The 21,155-nt window shown below is 39.8% G+C and carries 17 protein-coding genes; 15 read left to right on the top strand and 2 right to left on the bottom strand.

Features of this window, described 5'->3' with window-relative positions; translation table 11 throughout:
• Together valS and ACJMMI_RS03510 are read left to right on the top strand one after the other, a co-directional pair.
• Positions 1-1,593, top strand: a 1,593-nt coding sequence (valS, locus tag ACJMMI_RS03515) for a valine--tRNA ligase (protein ID WP_405353616.1), incomplete at its 5' end; no start/stop codon positions are given.
• Between the two features lie 47 nt (positions 1,594-1,640).
• Complete coding sequence (locus ACJMMI_RS03510) at positions 1,641-2,081, top strand: GNAT family N-acetyltransferase (RefSeq protein WP_405353614.1); 441 nt, start codon at positions 1,641-1,643, stop codon at positions 2,079-2,081.
• Between the two features lie 44 nt (positions 2,082-2,125).
• Here the strand turns inward: ACJMMI_RS03510 and ACJMMI_RS03505 are convergent, their stop codons facing one another.
• Complete coding sequence (locus ACJMMI_RS03505) at positions 2,126-2,617, bottom strand: GNAT family N-acetyltransferase (protein WP_405353613.1); 492 nt, start codon at positions 2,615-2,617, stop codon at positions 2,126-2,128.
• A gap of 183 nt (positions 2,618-2,800) precedes the next feature.
• On the opposite strand from ACJMMI_RS03505, the gene alr reads away from it, so the two are divergent.
• From alr to rbr, 8 genes are all read left to right on the top strand, one after another.
• Entirely contained in the window at positions 2,801-3,979 is a 1,179-nt protein-coding gene (gene alr, locus ACJMMI_RS03500) for an alanine racemase (protein WP_405353611.1), read from the top strand.
• Positions 3,976-6,534 carry a DNA polymerase I gene (polA, locus tag ACJMMI_RS03495; RefSeq protein WP_405353610.1) on the top strand — a complete coding sequence of 853 codons (2,559 nt, stop codon included), beginning with the start codon at positions 3,976-3,978 and terminating at the stop codon, positions 6,532-6,534. The genes alr and polA overlap by 4 nt, the downstream gene beginning before the upstream one ends.
• A complete protein-coding gene (locus ACJMMI_RS03490) occupies positions 6,521-6,949 on the top strand; it encodes a hypothetical protein (protein WP_405353609.1) in 429 nt (142 codons plus the stop codon). The genes polA and ACJMMI_RS03490 overlap by 14 nt, the downstream gene beginning before the upstream one ends.
• Entirely contained in the window at positions 6,939-7,373 is a 435-nt protein-coding gene (gene rimI, locus ACJMMI_RS03485; RefSeq protein WP_405353608.1) for a ribosomal protein S18-alanine N-acetyltransferase, read from the top strand. The genes ACJMMI_RS03490 and rimI overlap by 11 nt, the downstream gene beginning before the upstream one ends.
• 21 nt (positions 7,374-7,394) lie before the next feature.
• Positions 7,395-8,402, top strand: a complete 1,008-nt coding sequence (gene tsaD / locus ACJMMI_RS03480; RefSeq protein WP_405353607.1) for a tRNA (adenosine(37)-N6)-threonylcarbamoyltransferase complex transferase subunit TsaD — start codon at positions 7,395-7,397, stop codon at positions 8,400-8,402.
• A 142-nt stretch (positions 8,403-8,544) separates the two neighbouring features.
• A complete protein-coding gene (locus ACJMMI_RS03475; RefSeq protein ID WP_405353606.1) occupies positions 8,545-9,084 on the top strand; it encodes a DUF4190 domain-containing protein in 540 nt (179 codons plus the stop codon).
• Positions 9,085-9,195: 111 nt separating this feature from the next.
• Positions 9,196-9,561, top strand: coding sequence for a DUF2752 domain-containing protein (locus tag ACJMMI_RS03470; protein WP_405353605.1), 366 nt, complete (start codon positions 9,196-9,198; stop codon positions 9,559-9,561).
• 174 nt (positions 9,562-9,735) lie between these two features.
• Positions 9,736-10,275 carry a rubrerythrin gene (gene rbr / locus ACJMMI_RS03465; protein WP_405353604.1) on the top strand — a complete coding sequence of 180 codons (540 nt, stop codon included), beginning with the start codon at positions 9,736-9,738 and terminating at the stop codon, positions 10,273-10,275.
• 543 nt (positions 10,276-10,818) lie between these two features.
• Here rbr and ACJMMI_RS03460 read toward each other — a convergent pair.
• Complete coding sequence (locus tag ACJMMI_RS03460; protein ID WP_405353617.1) at positions 10,819-11,202, bottom strand: metal-dependent transcriptional regulator; 384 nt, start codon at positions 11,200-11,202, stop codon at positions 10,819-10,821.
• A gap of 269 nt (positions 11,203-11,471) precedes the next feature.
• Between ACJMMI_RS03460 and ACJMMI_RS03455 the strand changes: the two genes are divergently transcribed.
• The 5 genes from ACJMMI_RS03455 (at position 11,472) to ACJMMI_RS03435 (ending at position 20,671) form a co-directional block, all read left to right on the top strand.
• Positions 11,472-11,993: a peptidylprolyl isomerase gene (locus ACJMMI_RS03455; RefSeq protein ID WP_405353602.1), complete on the top strand. Its 522-nt coding sequence runs from the start codon at positions 11,472-11,474 to the stop codon at positions 11,991-11,993.
• A 34-nt stretch (positions 11,994-12,027) separates the two neighbouring features.
• Positions 12,028-13,038 carry a UDP-glucose 4-epimerase GalE gene (gene galE / locus ACJMMI_RS03450; protein WP_405353600.1) on the top strand — a complete coding sequence of 337 codons (1,011 nt, stop codon included), beginning with the start codon at positions 12,028-12,030 and terminating at the stop codon, positions 13,036-13,038.
• 156 nt (positions 13,039-13,194) lie between these two features.
• Positions 13,195-17,172, top strand: a complete 3,978-nt coding sequence (locus ACJMMI_RS03445; RefSeq protein ID WP_405353598.1) for a hypothetical protein — start codon at positions 13,195-13,197, stop codon at positions 17,170-17,172.
• Positions 17,173-17,927: 755 nt separating this feature from the next.
• Positions 17,928-18,764 (top strand): hypothetical protein, encoded by an 837-nt coding sequence (locus ACJMMI_RS03440; protein WP_405353597.1) that lies wholly within the window; start codon positions 17,928-17,930, stop codon positions 18,762-18,764.
• A gap of 188 nt (positions 18,765-18,952) precedes the next feature.
• A complete protein-coding gene (locus ACJMMI_RS03435; protein ID WP_405353595.1) occupies positions 18,953-20,671 on the top strand; it encodes a hypothetical protein in 1,719 nt (572 codons plus the stop codon).
• Positions 20,672-21,155: the final 484 nt, after the last annotated feature.

Genomic DNA, 21,155 nt, shown 5'->3' with positions numbered 1-21,155 from the left:
GGCACTTGCTACCGTTGTAAGACAACTGTTGAGCCAAGAGTTTCAAAGCAGTGGTTCGTAAAAATGGAACCGCTTGCAAAGCCTGCTATCAAGTGTGTTAAGGAAAAGCAGACACAGATTATTCCTGAGAGATTTGAAAAGGTATATTACCATTGGATGGAGAACATCAAGGATTGGTGTATTTCCCGTCAGCTTTGGTGGGGACACAGAATTCCTGCATGGTATTGTGATGATTGCGGTGAGGTTATCGTATCAAAGGAAACTCCTACAGTTTGCCCTAAGTGCGGTAAAAACCACTTGCATCAGGACGAGGATACCCTCGATACTTGGTTCAGCTCAGCATTGTGGCCATTCTCAACACTCGGCTGGCCGGACAAAACTCCTGAACTTGAGTATTTCTATCCTACAGATACACTTGTAACCGGTTACGATATTATTTTCTTCTGGGTTGCAAGAATGATTTTCTCTGCTATTGAGCAGACAGGACAGCCACCGTTCAAGACCGTATTTATGCACGGTATTGTAAGAGATGAGCTTGGCAGAAAGATGTCTAAATCACTCGGCAACGGCCCTGATCCGATTGATGTTATCAACAGATACGGTGCTGACGCACTCAGATTCTTACTTGTAACAGGTAACTCACCGGGAAATGACATCAGATACTCAGAAAAGCGTATTGAGGCTTGTGCAAACTTTGCTAATAAGCTTTGGAACGCTGCTCGTTATGTTCATATGAATATTGACGATTACAATGTAGAGAATAAACTTCCTGATACTCTTACTACTGAGGACAAGTGGATTGTGTCTAAGTTCAACACAGTTGCCAAGGAAGTAAACGAAAACCTTGAGAAATTTGAGCTTGGCATTGCGGTTCAGAAGGTTTACGAGTTTATCTGGGATTGCTACTGCGACTGGTATATTGAGCTTGCAAAGACAAGACTTGCAGGTGATGGCGAGGATGCTCAGAACGCAAGACAGGTACTTCTTTATGTACTCGACCAGATTTTAAGACTTCTCCACCCATTTATGCCATATGTAACAGAGGAAATTTGGCAGACAATTCCTCACGAGGGCGAAACTGTTATGCTTGCAAAGTACCCTGAGTACAATGCAGAGCTTGACTTCCCTGAGGCTGTTGCTGAGATGGAGAAAGTTATGGACGCTATTCGAGCTATCCGTAACCGCCGCAGCGAGATGAATGTTCCACCTTCAAGAAAGGCTAAGGTTTATGTTGCAACTAAATTTGCAGATACATTCACAAATGGTACACCGTTTATTCAGAAGCTTGCTTCTGCAAATGAGGTAGAGGTTGCCGAGCATTTCGATATTGAGGGTGCGGTAACTGTTGTTACAGCTGACGCTAAGATTTATATTCCTTTAAGTGAACTTGTTGACAAAGATGCAGAGCTTGCAAGACTTAACAAAGAGCTTGAGCAGGTTAAGAAAAGACTTGCACAGAGCGAGGGCAAGCTTAACAATGCAGGTTTTGTTGCAAAAGCACCTGAGGCTGTTATTGAAAAGGTAAAGGGACAGGCTGAGAAGGAGAGAGAGCAGATTGCACTCATCACCGCAGCTATTGACGCTTTAAAATAAAATTATGGGGCAGTCCTTGTGACTGCCCTTTTTAAGGTGGATTTGTTATGGAATGGATATTTAAAAACTTTGACGAGCTTACAAACGATGAATTATACGCTATTTTAAAGCTGAGATTTGAGGTATTTGTAATTGAGCAGAATTGCCTTGAAATTGACCCTGACGATAAAGATCAAAAATGTATGCACTTAATACTTGAAGATGACGGCAAAATTATTGGCTATGCAAGAATTTTACCGCCAAAGCTTTCGTATGATGAGCCGTCTATAGGCAGAATTGTGCTTGATAAGGCATACAGAGGAAAAGGACTTGGCAGAGAAATTGTACAAAAGTGCATTGACTTTATTCACAATATTATGAAAATTCAGGAAATCAGAATTTCAGGTCAGGCATATTTGCTTGATTTTTATAAAAGCTTTGGCTTTGAGGTTACCAAAGGCCCGTATCTTGAAGATAAAATACCGCATTATCAGATGCTTTTAAGCTGAAAAATACCCTTGTCTTGCGACAAGGGTATAATTTTATGTGTGAATTAAAGTGTGTGATAGTAAATTACTATGTCTTCGTAATCTCCGCTTTTGAGCAAAAATCCGTTTGGAATTGTGCCAAGCTCAACAAAGCCGAGCTTTTTGTAAAGATGACGGGCAGAGAGGTTTGACTTTACAACTGCGTTGAACTGTAAAATTTTAAAGCCGTTTTCCTTGCCTTGAGCAAGGCAGTCGGTAACAAGCTTTTCGCCAATGTGCAAATTTCTTGCACTGCTTTTTACAGCATAGCTTGCATTACAAATGTGACCGCATCTGCCTACATTGTTCGGGTGAAGAATGTATAAGCCTAAAATTTCGTGATTTTCAGAATTTTCTGCAACACCGCAATATGTTTGAGAGCTGAAAAATTCTGCACCGCTTTCATTATTGAGCAGATCAAGCTGAGGAAAGGCTACACCGTCCTCTACAACCTCGTTCCAAATTTCAACCATAGCAGGGTAATCACTTGTGGCTGCTTTGCGAATATTTATTTCCATAAAATCATCCTTTTGTGCGTAATCTACTAATATTTTAGCACTTAGTTTTTCTTTGTCAATATGGATTGATTTATCGGTGTAAAAGTATTATAATAAATATTTAAGACAGTATAATTTAATTTGCAAAAACGCTGATTTTTATAGCGTAAATTCTATTGCAATAAAAATAAAAGAGGTAGTTTGATGAATTACTTAAAGAGAACCTGGGCAGAGGTATCGCTTGATGCAATTAAGCATAATTTTAATGAAATAAAAAACAAAGTCGGCGGCAGAGCAAAGCTTTGCTGTGTTATAAAGGCAGACGGCTACGGTCATGGTGCGGTAGAGCTTGCAAAGCTTTACGAACAGCTTGGTGCTGATTTTTTTGCGGTTTCAAATATTGACGAGGGTATTGAAATTCGTGAGGCAGGTGCAACTCTTCCTATTGTTATTTTAGGCTTTACTCCTGCAAATGAGGCAAAACGACTTGCAGAATACAATATTTCTCAGGCAGTTTACAGCCTTGATTATGCAAAAATGCTTTCACAGGCTTGCTGTGAGCAAAATGTAGTTTGCAAAATGCACATTAAGATTGATACAGGCATGAGCAGAATCGGCTTTATGTGTCAGGAGTTTCCAAGAGATGATTATTCTGTAAAAGAAATTAAAACTGTTTGCTCACTCAAAAATCTTGAGCTTGAGGGAATGTTTACTCATTTCTGCGTATCTGATGAAGCCGAGGACGGCAAAGCCTTTACTGAAAAGCAGTATAGCTGTTTTACATATGTAAGGGACAAGCTTAAAGAATCAGGCATTGACATTAAGATTTGCCACTGTTCAAACAGCGGTGCTATTGAAGATTACGAGCATACATATTGCGATATGGTAAGAGCGGGTATTATCCTTTACGGACTTGCTCCGTCATATAAAATTCAGAATAATTTGAACCTTATTCCGGCAATGACCTTGAAGTCAACCGTTGCGTATGTAAAAAGTCTTAAAAAGGGTGCGGATATTTCTTACGGAAGAACATTTACTGCACCAAAAGATATGAAAATTGCTACTGTTCCAATCGGATATGCAGACGGTTTTATTCGTCAGAATGCAAAAGACGGATATATGCTTGTGAATGGCAAGAAAGCCAAAATTGTGGGCAGAATATGTATGGATCAGACAATGATTGATGTTACCGATATTGACGATGTAAAAATCGGTGACGAGGTAACTATTTTTGGCACAGGTGAAAACGGCGAAATGACAGCCGATGACCTTGCAAGAAATACAGATACTATTAACTATGAAGTAGTTTGCCTTGTCGGCAAGCGTGTACCGAGAATTTATATTAAAAACGGAAAAGTAATGGATGTGATGTATAAGCTATGAGAATGCTTGTTATTGACGGAAACAGCATAGTAAATCGTGCATTTTACGGAATAAGACCGCTCACCACAAAGGACGGTCAGTTTACAAATGCAATTTACGGTTTTCTTACAATGCTTACCAAAATAAAAAACGAAGAAAATCCTGACGCTGTGGCTATTGCCTTTGACCTCAGGACTCCGACCTTCCGCCACAAGGCTTATGCAGGCTACAAGGCAACAAGAAAGGGTATGCCGGAGGAGCTTGCCTCTCAGATGAAACCGCTCAAGGAGCTTTTACAGCTTTTGGGCTACACTCTTGTGACCTGTGAGGGATACGAAGCCGACGATATTTTGGGAACATTTGCAAAGGCTTGCGAGCAGAGCGGAAATGAATGTGTGCTTGCAACCGGTGACAGAGATAGCTTGCAGCTTGTTTCCGACACAACAACTGTGCACCTTTGCACAAACAAGCAGGACATCAGCTACACACCTGCCAAAATTCTTGAGGACTACGGTGTTACACCAAAACAGCTTATTGAAATCAAGGCTATTCAGGGCGATTCTTCTGATAATATCCCCGGTGTTGCAGGTATTGGCCCTAAGGGTGCAGGCGATTTGATTTCACGCTTTGGCAGTGTGGAATACATTTACAGCCATATTGATGAAATTGATGTTAAGGACGGAATCAGAAATAAGCTTAAAAATTCCGAGGAGAATGCAAAGCTCAGCCGTATGCTCGGTGAAATTTTCTGCGAAGTTCCGATTAATACAAATCTTGAGGACTACAAAGTAGAGGTAAAAGACCCCGAAGAATGTGCAAGATTTATGGCGAAGCTTGAGCTTTTCTCGCTTATCGACAAGTTTGGTTTAAAAGAAATGCCGACAGCGGAAGAAAAACCGACAACAGCACAAAATTTTGAAGTAGCAGAAAACGCTGACGTTAATATTCTTTATAAGAATATTAAAAAAACAGGCAAGGCATATTTTATTGCAGATTTAAAAGATAGTGAAAACCCTGTTTGCAATCTGCTTTTTGACGGTAAGGTTTATATTGTTAAGGATAAGGCTTTTTTTGATAAATTGCTTGCCGATGAAGAAATTCAGAAGTTTACTCATTCAAGCAAGGCGGTATTTGCCTATGCCGATAAAAATAATATTGAGGTTAAGTTGCTTGCTTTTGACATTGAGCTTGCGGCATATCTGATTGAGCCGTCTGCAAAGGACTACAGTGATGAAAATCTATGTGGCGGCTACGGAATTGCACTTCCGAAAAACGAGGATTTTCCTCAGCTTGCCACACTTGCGGTGTATGATATGCTTTGTGAAAAGCTGAAAAAGGATATTGATACAAACGAGCAGGAAAAGCTTTTAACAGATATTGAAATTCCGCTTGCAAAAGTGCTTGCAAAAATGGAAAACCTCGGCTTTGCCGTTGACAGACAGGGTATAGAGGACTACGGTAAGATACTGCACGAGCAGATTAAAAATTTTGAAAATGAGATTTACACAAGCATTGGCTATGAATTTAACATCAATTCGCCAAAACAGCTTGGCAAGGCTCTTTTTGAGGACTTAGGACTCCCATGTAAGAAGAAAACAAAAAGCGGCTACAGTACAAACGCAGAGGTGCTTGAAAGTCTGCGTTACGAACATCCGGCGGTTGAAATGGTGCTTTCCTACCGTACGCTTGCAAAGCTTTATTCCACCTATTGTGAGGGACTTTTAAAAGTTATTGCAGAGGACGGCAGAATACACTCAAGCTTTAATCAGACCGAAACCCGTACAGGCAGAATCAGCTCAACAGAGCCGAATTTGCAAAATATTCCTGTTCGTACCGAAATCGGCAGAGAGTTAAGAAGATTTTTTGCCGCAAGAGAGGGTTGGGTGCTTGTTGACGCCGACTACTCTCAGATTGAATTAAGAGTGCTTGCTCATATTTCCGGCGACAAAAATATGATAAAAGCATTTAACGATAACGAAGATATTCACACAATCACAGCCTCTCAGGTATTCAATATGCCTGTAGAAATGGTTAATTCCACAATGCGTAGTCGTGCAAAGGCGGTAAACTTTGGCATTGTATATGGCATCGGTGCGTATTCGCTTGCAAAGGATATTAAGGTTACCAACAAAGAGGCTTCAAAATATATTAAGGACTACCTTGCTCATTACAGCGGTGTTGATGAATATATGAAAAATGTTGTTGAAAAGGCAAAGCGTGACGGCTATGTTGAAACAATGTTTGGCAGAAGAAGATATTTGCCGGAGCTTACCTCAGGCAAGCATATGATGAGAGCCTTTGGAGAGCGTGTGGCAAGAAATATGCCGATTCAGGGCACAGCCGCAGATATTATCAAAATTGCGATGATTAAGGTTGACGAAAGAATGAAAAAAGAGGGCTTGCAGGCAAGACTTATTTTGCAGGTGCACGATGAGTTGATTGTGGAAGCCCCCGAAAATGAAAAGGAAACAGTGGCTAAGCTTTTGCAAGAGGAAATGGAAAATGCTGTAAAGCTTTCTGTACCGCTTACTGCTGACGCTGCTATTGGAAGGACTTGGTTTGATGCCAAAAAATAAAATTATGTTTGTATGCACAGGCAACACCTGCCGCAGTCCTATGGCTCAGGCTGTTTTTAATCACTTTGCTGAGGAAAAAGGTCTTGATGTAAGGGCTGAAAGTATGGGCACTACTACTGTTACAGGTATGCCTGTTTCTGAAAATTCGCTTGAGGTCTGCAAGGAAATCGGTATTGATATTTCAGATATGCACTCAACCGCATATTCTGATAAAAAGCTTGATGAATACGATAAGTTCTATTGTATGTCCATAAGCCACAAATTCTTTTTGATGACTCAATGCTCAGTTCCGGCAGACAAGATTGAGGTTATCAATGTTGCCGATCCATATATGTGTGGTGTTGAGGTTTACAGACAATGCCGAGATGAAATCTGCAACGCTGTAAAGGAAATTTTAAAGCAATATGAGAATTGAAGAAATGACAGAAAGCCACCTTTTGCAGGTGGCAGAGCTTGAAAATAAATGCTTTTCGCATCCGTGGTCATTAAAAAGTCTTGAATCTGAGCTTAAAAATGACGGCTCACATTTTTATGTAAGTGTTGAGGACAGCAAGGTGCTTGGATACATCGGAATGAATGTTGTTGTTGACGAGGGCTATATTTTTAATGTGGCGGTTGACGAAAGCTCACGCAAAAAGGGCATAGGTACAGCGTTAATAAATACGCTTGTGACCTTCGCTAAGAAAAACGGCCTTGCTTTTCTTACTCTTGAGGTAAGGCAATCAAATGAAAATGCAATCAGACTGTATTCAAATGCAGGCTTTGTTAAGGTGGGAGAGAGAAAAAACTATTACTCGGCACCCACCGAAAATGCAATACTAATGACAAAGTATTTCTGATAAAACGAAAGGATTTTTTATATGAAGATACTTGCAATAGAGTCCTCTTGTGATGAAACCGCCGCAGCGGTTGTTGAGGACGGCAGAAAGGTTATATCCTCGGTTGTTGCATCTCAGGTTGAGGAGCATAAGCTGTACGGTGGTGTTGTGCCTGAAATTGCATCTCGCAGACACGCCGAGGCAATAGTGCCTGTTGTAAAAAGCTCGCTTGAGCAGGCAGGTCTTACTTTAAAAGAAATTGACGCACTTGCAGTTACATATGCACCGGGTCTTATAGGGGCGTTACTTGTCGGAGTAAATTTTGCAAAGGGACTTTCACTTTCTACGGGACTTCCGCTTGTGCCTACTCATCATTTAAGGTCGCACATTGCGTCTAACTATATTTCCAATCCGGAGTTAAAACCACCTTTTCTTTGCCTTGTAGTATCGGGCGGTCACAGCCATATTGTTATGGTTGAGGACTATACAAAAATGCGTATTATAGGCAAAACAAGAGATGATGCGGCAGGCGAGGCATTTGATAAGGCGGCAAGAACTATGGGTATGCCGTATCCGGGCGGAATTGCACTTGATAAGGTTGCCGAGGAAGGAAATCCCCTTGCGTTCAAGCTTCCAAGACCAACAGTAAGCGGTTCGGAATATGATTTCAGCTTTTCGGGACTTAAAACTGCGGTAATTAACCTTATTCATAATTCGGCTCAAAAGGGCATAGAACTTAATAAGGCTGATGTTTGTGCTTCTTTCAGATATGCTGTTGTTGATTGCTTAAAGACAAACTTTTTAAAAGCCGCCGAGGATCTAAAGGTTGACAAGCTCGTTATTGCAGGCGGTGTGTCGGCAAACAGACTTTTGCGTTCTACTCTTGAGGAGGAATGTAAGAAGCGTGGACTTGCATTTTATATGCCGGAAAAATCGCTTTGCGGTGATAACGCAGCAATGGTTGGCTCACAGGGATATTATGAATTTTTGAGCGGCAATATTGCAGGCACAGACCTGAATGCTTTTGCCACTATGAGCATTGAATTATAATGCAATATGTAAATAATTGCGACATTTTTTAATTTCTTGTTGACATTTTTTGCTGTCTATTTTATAATGGACTAAAAGACAAATTATGTTTATTTGTAGTAATTTGCTTTACTTATGATTACAAAATTTATGGAGGAAAAAGATGGACAATTACAACAACAACGGTTATAACAACGATTCTTGGAATAACCCACAGGGCAACGGTCCGGACCCACAGCAGAATAACTACTCTGCTCAGGATTATCAGCAGCCATACGGTGCTAACAATAATCAGGGTTATCAGCAGCAGAGTGCTCAGGACTATCAGCAGCCTTACGGTGCACAGGATTACCAGCAGCCATACGGCTCACAGCCAGACTACTATAATCAGAATAACTACAATCAGAATAATTATCAGCAGTACCAGCAGTATCCAAACTACAATCAGTATCAGGTAGAGGATACAAGTGCTAAAAATATGGGTACAGCTTCTATGGTACTCGGTATTGTTTCATTTTTCTGTTGCGGTTTGCCATGCTCAATAGTTGGTCTTATTCTCGGTATTATTTCAAAGAAAAGACAGCCTGAAAACAACGGTAAGGCAACAGCCGGTATTGTACTTTCTATTATTGCATTAGTATTATGGGGTGTTTTCTTCGTAATTGGTTTCATTGGCGGTTCAACTTCATATAGTTTTGGCTAATTGATTACATACATAAAAACAAAAACAGCGGGCATATGTCCGCTGTTTAATTTATGAGGTGGTTTTATTCTTACTCCGTATAAGCTTTATCAAAAAATACTGGTTTTCATTTTGCCGTTTGCGGCATTGCTGTTTGCTTACTTTGGCTCAGTATTTGCGTTTAAATACATAACCTTGCCACCTTGCTATTTGTATGTGCTTACCGGCATTTATTGTCCGGGTTGTGGTTGTACAAGGGCGGTGTTTGCTCTTATAAACGGTGATGTTCTTCTGTCGCTAAGGCAAAATCCTATGATAATATGTTCTATTTTAGTGCTTGCTATACTATATATAGAGCTTGTTTTCAGAGCCTTTGGCAAAAAGCTCCGCACTTTTCTTCACAATAAATATTCTTGGTGGACTGTTTTTGCTGTTGTAATGATATATACAATACTAAGAAATATTTTCCCGCAGCTTGCACCGATTGAGCTTATATAAACTTTATAATTTTTAATTTAATAAAGGCAATGTAAAAATTGCCTTTTTATTTTTAAAAAATTTGAAAAAGCCGTTGACAAAAGAGAAATAATAGTATATTATATAAATATAGTAATCGTTACTGTTTTATAATAAAAATATAGAAAATATGAGATTTTGAAAGGATTGATTTTTATGGCAAACAAATATGCAGGTACACAGACAGAGAAAAATTTACTTGAGGCATTTTCAGGTGAATCACAGGCAAGAAATAAATATACCTACTTTGCTTCTAAGGCAAAAAAAGATGGCTTTGAGCAGATTGCATCATTATTTCTGAAAACTGCCGATAATGAAAAAGAACACGCAAAAATGTGGTTTAAAGAATTAAACGGCATTGGCAGTACAGCTGAAAACCTTGCAGCAGCTGCCGAGGGTGAAAACTACGAGTGGACAGATATGTACGAGGGCTTTGCAAAGACAGCTGAGGAAGAGGGATTCCCTGAGCTTGCAAAGAAATTCCGTATGGTAGGTGCTATTGAGAAAGCTCATGAGGAGCGTTATCGTGCATTGCTCCACAATGTAGAGATGCAGGAAGTATTTGCAAAGAGTGAGGTTAAGGTATGGGAGTGCCGTAACTGCGGGCACATTGTTGTAGGCGAAAAAGCTCCGGCTGTTTGTCCGGTATGTGCTCACCCACAGTCATATTTTGAAATTCACGCTGAAAATTATTAAGATTTTTTTAATGTTGGGTAATATTGATAAATTATGGTTTAGCAGAAAGCTTCGGATAAATAACAAAAAATTTAGGTCGAGCCTTTTTAAAGGCTCGTGGGTGTGGGCAAAGCCCATAAAATCTTCCAATATAACAATTTATCAGGCACAAACAGCAACGCTGTTTGTGTGCTAAAGCAAGGTTTGAAAAAACAGGCGACAGCCATTTAAAAGAAATAATTCATTAATAAAGAATAATGGCTTTTTATGTTGCTATCGCATTATAAGACTTTCGCCATTGTGTTTAAATCACCAAACAGCAAGCTGTTTGGCTATAAGAATTTTGCATTAGCTAAAGTATTGTGGGCTTTGCCCACACCCACAAACTTTAAAAAGGTTGACCAAATTTTTATGTCCGAGTATAATGTCTGCAATAATTCAAGCATAATTTTCCAACCGTCACAAGTAACAATTTACCCAACTATTAAAAATTTTAAAACTAATGATTAATAAAAAACACAAAAAATCAGTCAGTATCAAATTAATGGTACTGACTGATTTGTTTTAGTCTGTAGATTTATTGGCTAAAATTCCGGAAAGCTTTTTAAGAGCTATAAAGCTTTCCTCGCTGATGTCGTGTTCAATTTTACAGGAATCTTCATAAGCAGTATCTTCGTTTACTCCGAGAGAAATCAAGAGTTCAGCAATAAAATTATGCTTTTCAAGAATTTTCTGAGCAATATCCATTCCACTTTCGGTTAAGGTGATGTAACCTTCACCGTCCATATTGATATATTCGTTTTCTCTGAGCTTTTTCATAGCAACGCTTACGCTTGGCTTTGAAAAACCGAGTAGATTTACAATATCTATAGAGCGAACACAACCTCGTTTTTGTTTGATTAAAAGTATAGCCTCAAGGTAATCTTCGGCTGATTTGTGAACTGACAATGACAATAAAAACACTCCTTGAACAATGATAATATAAATGTTCAATCCCATAATACAACAGTTCGATAAAATATTACAAAAACATTATATCTAAACTTATATTTATTGTATCATATTTTTGGCAGAATGTAAAGTTATTAATTACTAATAGTAAATATTTTTATGATATAAAATTTACTTGCTATTTTCTGAAATATAGCGTAAAATTAGAGTTGAAAATAACTTGGTTATTAATCAATACTTATATATAATGAAAGGACGATTATTATATGTCACAGAATCCTGTAATTACTATTGAAATGGAAAACGGCTCGGTTATTAAGGCAGAGCTTTATCCGGAGATTGCTCCTAACACAGTAAATAATTTTCTCAGCCTTGTAAACAAGGGCTATTATGACGGACTTACATTCCACAGAGTAATCTATGGTTTTATGATTCAAGGCGGTTGTCCGGACGGCACCGGTATGGGTGGCCCGGGATACAGCATTAAGGGTGAATTTGCTATTAACGGTTTTGAAAACAACCTCAAGCACACAGAGGGTGTTCTCTCAATGGCTCGTTCCATGATGCCAAACTCTGCCGGTTCACAGTTCTTTATTATGCACAAAAATGCTCCTCACCTTGACGGTCAGTACGCTGCTTTCGGTAAGGTTATTGAGGGGATGGATGTTGTAAATCAGATTGCTGAGTGCGATACTGATTTCGCAGACAAGCCGCTTGACGCTCAGATTATGAAAAAGGTTACAGCTGAAACCTTCGGAGTAGAATATCCGGAGCCTGAGAAGTGCTGATACGCTATACATTATATATAGAAAGGAAATCGTTATGAATGTTTTGCTTACAGGCGGTGCAGGTTACATCGGTACACATACCTGCATAGAGCTTATAAATGCCGGTCATACAGTAGTTGTTGCCGATAATTTTTCAAACAGCTCACCAAAGGCTATGGAGAGAGTTGAAGAAATCACAGGTGCAAAAATTCCGCTTTACAATATAGATGTATGCGATGTTGATGCTTTGGACAAGCTTTTTGCCGAAAATAAGATTGACGCTGTAATTCATTTTGCAGGTCTAAAGGCAGTAGGTGAGAGCTGCGAGATTCCGGTTGCTTACTACAGAAACAACCTCGATTCTACCCTTGCTTTGCTTGAGGTTATGAAAAAGTACGGCGTTGCAAACTTTGTATTTAGTTCATCTGCTACAGTTTACGGTATTCCAAAGCGTGTTCCTCTTGTAGAAACAATGCCGACCGGCTGTACAAATCCATACGGCTGGACAAAGCTTATGAACGAGCAGATTCTTACAGATGCTGCCAAGGCAGACGAAAATCTTTCTGTTGTACTTTTAAGATATTTCAACCCAATCGGTGCTCATGAAAGTGGCAGAATCGGTGAAAATCCAAACGGTATTCCAAACAACCTTATGCCTTATATTACACAGGTTGCGGCAGGCAGACTAAAAAGACTCGGTGTGTTCGGTAATGACTACCCAACACACGATGGCACAGGTGTAAGAGATTACATTCATGTAGTTGACCTTGCAAAGGGACATGTAAAGGCTATTGACTATGCAGACAAGCACAAGGGGACAGAAATCTTTAACCTTGGCACAGGCACAGGCTATAGCGTACTTGATATTGTAAAGGCATTCAGCAAGGTAAACAACATTGAAATTCCTTATGACATCAAGCCGAGAAGAGCCGGTGATATTGCGGAATGTTACGCAGATCCTACAAAAGCGTATGAAATTTTAGGCTGGAAAGCTGAAAAAACACTTGAAGATATGTGCCATGATTCTTGGAACTGGCAATCGCATAATATTAATGGTTATGAATGACCGAAAAAACAAGTTTGTTTTTGTGCATTTAACCAAAATATTACAAATCTATTAAAATTACTCTCCAAAATGTCAAAATCAATTGACTTTTGGAGAGTTTCTATTATATAATATAATAGCTTATAGAAGCATTATTATTAAAGGAGGAAAAAGAAAATGTTCAAAAAAGCATTAAGCCTTGTCGTGTCTCTTATGCTTATGGTAACATCTTTGTCATTTGCCGCAGTAAATGCTTCTGCTGCTGATACAGAGTATGTTGTCGCAGGTGTAGAAGAACTTTGCGGCGTGTCTTGGAAGGGTTCACCTGTTGATGCTCCTGCAAATGTTATGACTGACAACGGCGACGGTACATACACAAAAGTATTTACCGATGTTCAGCCAGCAACAGCTCTTCAGCTCAAGGTTGTAGAGAATGGTGCTGACGGTTCACAGAACTGGATTGGCGACAGCACAGGTAACAACATTACATTTAATGTAACAGTTGCTTGTGATGTAACAGTAAACTATGATCCTTCAACAAAGGAAATCACAGTTACAGGTGACGGCGTTCAGTTCGTTACAAATCTCGACATCAAGAGCATGCACGCAGTTGGTAATGGCGACGGTGCTTGGCTTGATGATGCAAACTGGGATCCAACAGCCAATGAAATGACAAAGGTTGCTGACAATGTTTACGAGATTACATACAAAAATGTAGAGGAATTTGACAACTATCAGGTTAAGTTCGCAGCTAACGGCACATGGGCTGACAGCTGGGGCGGTGCAGAGGAAAACTTCACTCCTGAATCAGGTGTAGAGTTTGACGCAGCTTACAACGGGCAGAACCTCACAGTTAATGTTCCATATGCTACAGCTGATGTAACACTCAGAATTGACCTTACAAACTTTGACTATGCTACAAAGACTGGCGCTAAGGCTACTGTAACAGTTAAAAATACTGCTGAAGAGCCAACAGAGCCAACAACAGAGGTAGTAACAACAGCTCCTGAAACTGAGCCGGAAGAAACAACAGAGCCAACAACAGCTCCTGCTTCTGGTCTTACAGTAAAGGCTACTTCAAACTATTTCCCAGAAACAGTTTATAAGGTAAGCGAAGATCAGAAGACTATCACAGTTACATATTTTATCCAGGCTGATATGAATATGGTAAACGCTGAGTGGTATCTTACATACGATCCTGCTGTTCTTAAGGTTGAAACTGCAAACAACTTTGACGGCGAAAACCTTACTTTTATGCCTGCAGTTAAATCAGGCGGCGTTTACAATACAGCAATTGCCGGTAAGGTAAACGGTAACGCATCTACAATCACATATCCACTCTATAAGATCGCTAACAGAACTCCATTCGTATCTGTAACATTTACAGTTATCGGTGAGGGCGAAACAACTGTAGATCTTAACACAAGAGTTATCACACTTGGTACTGCTAAGCTTGATGATATGCTTCTTGATCCTGATACAATGACATCAGTAGTTAGAGAGTATGTTGTAGGCGAAGGCAACAGCCATGTAACAGCAACTGATACAGTTATATATGCAGGCGGTTTAGACTGGAATGCTACAAATCCTGTTGAAACTGTTGCAACAACAGCTCCTGTAACAGAGCCTGAAACATCAGAACCTGTAACAGAACCGGCAACAGAGCCTGAAACAACACAGCCAGTAACAGAGCCTGTAACTGAGCCGGCTACAGATCCTACACCTGCCGGTTCAACATATGTTGTAGCAGGTTCAGAAGAGCTTTGCGGCGTATCTTGGAAGGGTTCACCTGCTGATGCTCCTGCAAATGTTATGACAGACAACGGTGACGGTACATTCACTAAGGTATTTACAAATGTACAGCCTGCAACAGCTCTCCAGCTCAAGGTTGTAGAAAATACAGCTGAGGGTGCACAGAACTGGATCGGTGACGAAACAGGCAACAATGTTACATTTAATGTAACTGCTGCTTGCGATGTAACTGTAACATATGATACAGCTACAGGTAAGATCACAGTAACAGGTGACGGCGTTCAGTTCGTTACAGATCTTGACATTCAGAGCATGCACGCAGTTGGTAACGGCGACGGTGCTTGGCTTAACGATGCAAACTGGGATCCAACAGCAAACGAGATGACTCAGGTTGCTGATAAGGTTTATGAAATCACATTCAGCGGCGTAGAAGAGTTTGCAAACTATCAGGTTAAGTTCGCAGCTAACGGCACATGGGCTGACAGCTGGGGCGGTGCAGTAGAAAACTTCACTCCTGAATCAGGCGTAGAGTTTGACGCTGCTTACAACGGTGAGAACCTCACAGTTAATGTTCCATATGCTACAGCTGATGTAACACTCAGAATTGATCTTACAAACTTTGACTATGCTACAAAGACAGGTGCTAAGGCTACTGTAACAGTTACAGATACTTCTGAGCCTGTAACAGAGCCAACAACAGAGGCAGTAACAACAGAGCCAACAACAGCTCCTGCTACAACACTTACAGTTAACGCTACTTCAAACCTCTTCCCAGCTTCAAGCCAGGTAATTGCTGAGGACGAAGAGTATGTAACAGTAACTTACTACTTCCAGTCTGAGAAGCAGATTCTTAATGCAGACTTTATGCTTACATATAACCCAGAGATGCTCGCTCTCGATTCAGTTATTACTCCATACACAAATGGTGTTGTAGTAAATTCAGAGAACGCAGGCGTTGTAAACGGTAATATGTCAAGCCTCACACTCTATAACTTCGATCAGAAGACACCATTCGTTTCAGCAGTATTCAAGAAGCTTGCTGTCGGCGAAACAGAAGTAAACCTTAAGGTTTCTAACCTTACACTTTCACTTCCAACAGCAGCCGGTACAACAGATGAGTCACAGGAAGAGGGCCTCGTAAGAGATGGCGTTGTTTCTAACACATCAACACAGTACACAGTTGAAACAGAGGTTAAGGCAGGTAAGTATACTCCTGATCTTCCAACAACAGCTCCTGTAACAGAGCCTGAAACAACAACAGAGCCTACCACAGAGCCTGCTCCTGCCGGTTCAACATATGTTGTAGCAGGTTCAGAAGAGCTTTGCGGCGTAGCTTGGAAGGGTTCACCTGCAGATGCTCCTGAAAATGTTATGACAGATAACGGTGACGGCACATTCACAAAAGTATTCACAGATGTTGAGCCTGCAACAGCTCTCCAGCTCAAGGTTGTAGAAAATACAGCTGAGGGCGGTCAGAACTGGATCGGTGACGAAACAGGCAACAATGTAACATTTAATGTTGTTACACCTTGTGATGTAACAGTTACATATGACAGCAACACAGGTAAGATCACTGTTTCTGGTGACGGTGTTGAGTTCATTTCTGACATTGATATCCGCAGCATGCACGCTGTAGGTAACGGTGATGGTGCTTGGCTTAACGATGCAAACTGGGATCCAACAGCAAACGAGATGACTCAGATTGCTGATAAGGTTTATGAGATTACATTCAGCGGCGTTGAGGCATTTGAGAACTATCAGGTTAAGTTCGCAGCTAACGGCACATGGGCTGACAGCTGGGGCGGTGCAGAAGAGAACTTCACTCCTGAATCAGGCGTAGAGTTTGACGCAGCTTACAACGGACAGAACCTTGTTGTTAATGTTCCTTATGAAACAGCTGATGTAACACTCAGAATTGATCTTACAAACTTTGATTATGCTACAAAGACAGGTGCTAAGGCTACTGTAACAATTACAGATGCTTCTGAAGAGCCAACAACTGAGCCAATAACTCAGCCGACAACAGCTACAGAGCCAACTTCAGAGCCTGTAACACAGCCAGCTACATCAGAGCCTGTAACACAGCCAACAACAGTTACTGAGCCAACAACTCAGCCAACTACAGTTACAGAGCCAACTTCAGAGCCTGTAACTGAGCCAACAAAGGCTACAGATCCTGCTACAACAGTAGATCCGGATTCTACAGTAACACCGGACGCTACATCAGCAACAGGTGCTACTGTTAAGCCTGGTACAGCTGACACAGCTAACAACGGTAATAACACAACAAACAATGGTAACGGTACAGTTAAGACAGGTAATGCTTCTATGGCAGTAGTTATCCTCCTCGTACTTGTATCTGCTACAGGTGTTATTTACTTCACACGCAAAAAGATTAAATAATCTTTTATAAGCATAATAAAACATAGTTTTTCACCCTCCGTTAATTCGGAGGGTGTTTTTTATGAGCAGAATTAAAATAGTAGAGTTAATTGTTTTTTTCAATAGTTAGGGTAAATTATGGTTTAGTGGAAAGTTTCGGATAGATTACAAAAAATTTAGGTCGAGCCTTTTTAAAGGCTCGTGGGTTTGGGCAAAGCCCAAGAAAAGTTGTTTTCATTGCAATTTGTAAGGCACAAACAGCATTGCTGTTTGTGTGCTAAAGCAAGGTTTGACAAAACAGGCGACAGCCTTTTTAAAAGAAATAATTTATTAATAAAGAAGAATGGCTTTTTGTGTTGCTATCGCATTATAATGCTTTCGCCATTGTGCTTAAACCACCAAACAGCACTCTGTTTGGCTATCAAAACCTTGCGTTATCTAAAGTATTGTGGGCTTTGCCCATACCCACAACCTTTGAAAAAGGTTGATCAAATTTTTATTTCCGAGTAGAAAATTATGCAAATTTTAAATCTTTTAACTCCCGACCGTTACTAATTTATTGTCGGGAACAAGAAAATTATTATTTTGCAAACTATCTTCTCATAATAAAAGCAATAACTTATCGCAATTAATTAAACTGTTGATTTTAATTTGGCAATTTGATGTAGAAATAATTATAAAATCACATAAAATTCAGATTAAAACAAGCAAAAGTTGATTGAAATTCTGTTTATAATATTATATAATAGATATAATACTATTAAGGATTTGATTTTATGCTCAAAAAAATGAAAACTGCTATAGCATGTTGTGCTGCCCTAACTATGCTTGCCTCAGTGTCGGCTACTGCAAGTGCGGCTGACGAAGCAACAATTAATGACCAGGCGAAGGTTGCAGTTGGCGATACTTTTACATATTCAATGTATATCTCAGATGCGAATAAAGGCATAATGGGAATGCAGGCTTATGTATTTTATGATACAGATTATTTGGAAATCGATACTGATTCTATAAGCTTTGAAACTCTGAACGGCGTAATTTACAACGGTAAGCTTGACGGCTATATGACTTTTAATTTTTCTGATATTTCAAATTATGCAGATTTTTCATCTCGCTCACAATTAACATCAATGAATTTTAAAGTTAAAAAAGCCGGTAATACTAATATTAGATATTTCATAAAAGAAATGTATGATAGTGATATGGAAAATCTGACTGCATATACTTTCACTTATGATATTACTTGCAATGGGGAAGCCCTTGCAACAAACCAAACTCCGGTTGTTGAATCGTCAGATAAATATATCAACACCTATCAGGGCCATTTTATAAATTATATTGACGGCAAGGGCGATGACAACACAGACCAAAAAAACGACCATAAGTCTATAATTGGTGAACGCACTACTGTTGTTCCACAAAATAACGGTGCAACACAGTATGTTGAAGTTACACAGAACGGCTCCGGAACATCGGTTACAACAATTGTAATAATTTGTGGAGTTGTCTTGCTTGCAGGTGCTATTGTGGGAGTGCTGTATTACAGAAATAAAGAAAATAAGAAAAACGGCTTAAATACTGATACAGTTAATATTGACAATGAAAACAAATAAAGTGATTAGGAAATAGTCAGTTTTATTATTCTTGCAAAAATGTTTAAAAATTGTAACTTATTTTTGTTGATTATTACACCCCAATATCGATCTGTTTTTTTGAAAAAGCCTTGATTTTTTGAGTAAATTGTTATATAATTGTCATACCGAGAAAATCGGAAACATATTTTTACAGGAGGAAATTTCTAATGTCCAAGAAAATCATTAGTCTTATGTTGGCTATGGCTCTTTCTGCTTCAATGGTAGCAGTTGCAGCAGTAAGCGTTTCAGCTGACACAGACGAAGATGGTTACTATCAGCCATCAGAAGGTACTGACACATATAGATATTATTTCTATATGCCACAGGACTGGGAAAATGAGTACACAACAACAACTGGTGCATACTGGTGGGAAGGTACTGATTCTTGCCCAACATGGCAGGATATGTACAAGATCCACGAGACAGAGAATGAAAACATCTTCTACATTGACGCTCCTACAGATGTAACAAAGATTATCTTCAACAACTATGTTGACGGTGGTGAAGATCCAGAGGCTGGTCAGTATACAAAGGCTGCTCAGACAACTGATATTACATGTGTAAACAGCGACGGCGACGAGGCTTGGGGTTATTGGCCAGGTGCTGATGGCTTCGATCCTGATAACGAGATGTATCCAGACGGTATCAGAGATTTCAACAACATGATCTATGTTATCGACCAGGAGAGAATCGACATCAACCCACTCAACCAGAAGAAGACTTGCGTTGGTCAGTGGTACTACTACTATGGCAACGGTCAGTATGGTTATGAGCCAGTTAAGGGCGAAGGTGCTATTTACAACACTGAGTATATGTCAATTGAGCAGGCTCTTGAGGATTGGAAAAACCATGTTGTTCCATCTGAGCCTACAACAGAGGCAACTGAAGCTACAACAGAGGCTACAGAAGCTACTACAGAGGCTACAGAGGCTACAACAGCTCCGGCTCCTGCACAGAAGCCAGCTCTTACTGTAAACGCTACATCAAATGTATTCCCATCAGCTAAGGCTGAGTATGATAACTCAACTAAGAAGGTTACAGTTACTTACTACCTTGGTCTTGACAGAAAGCTCGTAAACTGCGAGTGGTACTTAACATTTGATCCATCAGTTCTTGAGTACAAGAATGCTAACAACTTAAACGAAGATGGCGACGCTTTAACAATTATGCCACAGATCACATCTAAGGGCGGCGATGTTATCAACACTAAGCTTCCTGGTAAGATTAATGCTAACGCATCAAGCCTTAAGCTTTACAAGATTGATCCGGAGCAGCCATTCGTACAGGTTAACTTCGATGTAGTTGGTGAGCCTGAGAATGTTGAAACAACAATCGACCTCAATGTAAGAGTTCTTACAACAGGTGACATCAATCCTGACACAATGCAGCTTGACAGCAGCTCAATGAACTCTTTCGTAGTTGACTATAAGGTTGTTGACGAATCACCAATTCAGTCAAGAAAGACAACTCTTACAGAGTCAACATTTATTCCTTCAACTGAGCCTACAACAGAGGCTGTTGAAACAACTGCTACAACAGAAGCTACAAAGGCTACTGAAGCTACAAAAGCAACAGAGGCAACTAAGGCTACTGAAGCAACAGATGCTACAAAGGTTACTGAAGCTACAGAGGCTACAAAAGCAACAGATGCTTCAGATCCTGCTACAACAGTAGATCCAGCTTCTACAGTAACACCAGACGCTACATCAGCTACAGGTGCTACAGTTAAGCCAGGTACATCTGACACAGCTACAAAGGGCAACACAACTACAAATGATAACGGCACAGTTAAGACTGGTGACGCTACACTCGCAGTTGTAATTCTTACTCTCCTTGTTTCTGCTACAGGCGTTATGTTCGTCATTCGCAAGAGAGAGATGCTCTAATTTAATTAGAAATAATTAGATTCGTTTGGGCTGACCTTTTGGTCAGCCCATTTTGCTTAACAAACAGCTTGTTATTATTTGCTTGATAACAGCGAATAATAACATGGTATTGATAAGAAATTTGCTTTTTAGGCTTAAAAATATGTTTATGCAGTGTATTTTTAATTATTGCATATTTAAATTTATAGGTTCTTTTTCAATAGTTTTGGGATATTATTGTTTAGCAGAGAGCTTTGTATAATTAACATGAAATTTAGGTCAAGCCTTTTTAAAGGCTTGCGGGGATGGGCAGAGCCCATAAAATCTTCCAATATTGCAATTTATAAGGCACAAACAGCAACGCTGTTTGACTATCAGAATTTTGCATAAACGTAAAGTATTTGTGGGCTTTGCCCACACCCACAACCTTTGAAAAAGGTTGACCAAATTTTTATTTTCGAGTATAAAGTCTGTGTTAATTCAAACAAAATTTTCCGACCGTTAT

The sequence above is a fragment of the Ruminococcus sp. genome, from assembly GCF_045129435.1.
Lineage (GTDB): Bacteria > Bacillota > Clostridia > Oscillospirales > Acutalibacteraceae > Ruminococcoides.
The sequence above is the reverse complement of the archived record's forward strand: the minus strand, read 5'-3'. Positions and strand labels throughout refer to the sequence as shown.

Coding starts and splice junctions, on each gene's coding strand:
- rbr (WP_405353604.1), top strand. CDS start 9,736: ATGGCAAACAAATATGCAGGTACACAGACAGAGAAAAATTTACTTGAG.
- ACJMMI_RS03445 (WP_405353598.1), top strand. CDS start 13,195: ATGTTCAAAAAAGCATTAAGCCTTGTCGTGTCTCTTATGCTTATGGTA.
- ACJMMI_RS03455 (WP_405353602.1), top strand. CDS start 11,472: ATGTCACAGAATCCTGTAATTACTATTGAAATGGAAAACGGCTCGGTT.
- polA (WP_405353610.1), top strand. CDS start 3,976: ATGAGAATGCTTGTTATTGACGGAAACAGCATAGTAAATCGTGCATTT.
- ACJMMI_RS03475 (WP_405353606.1), top strand. CDS start 8,545: ATGGACAATTACAACAACAACGGTTATAACAACGATTCTTGGAATAAC.
- ACJMMI_RS03440 (WP_405353597.1), top strand. CDS start 17,928: ATGCTCAAAAAAATGAAAACTGCTATAGCATGTTGTGCTGCCCTAACT.
- ACJMMI_RS03435 (WP_405353595.1), top strand. CDS start 18,953: ATGTCCAAGAAAATCATTAGTCTTATGTTGGCTATGGCTCTTTCTGCT.
- rimI (WP_405353608.1), top strand. CDS start 6,939: ATGAGAATTGAAGAAATGACAGAAAGCCACCTTTTGCAGGTGGCAGAG.
- ACJMMI_RS03505 (WP_405353613.1), bottom strand. CDS start 2,617: ATGGAAATAAATATTCGCAAAGCAGCCACAAGTGATTACCCTGCTATG.
- ACJMMI_RS03510 (WP_405353614.1), top strand. CDS start 1,641: ATGGAATGGATATTTAAAAACTTTGACGAGCTTACAAACGATGAATTA.
- alr (WP_405353611.1), top strand. CDS start 2,801: ATGAATTACTTAAAGAGAACCTGGGCAGAGGTATCGCTTGATGCAATT.
- galE (WP_405353600.1), top strand. CDS start 12,028: ATGAATGTTTTGCTTACAGGCGGTGCAGGTTACATCGGTACACATACC.
- ACJMMI_RS03490 (WP_405353609.1), top strand. CDS start 6,521: ATGCCAAAAAATAAAATTATGTTTGTATGCACAGGCAACACCTGCCGC.
- tsaD (WP_405353607.1), top strand. CDS start 7,395: ATGAAGATACTTGCAATAGAGTCCTCTTGTGATGAAACCGCCGCAGCG.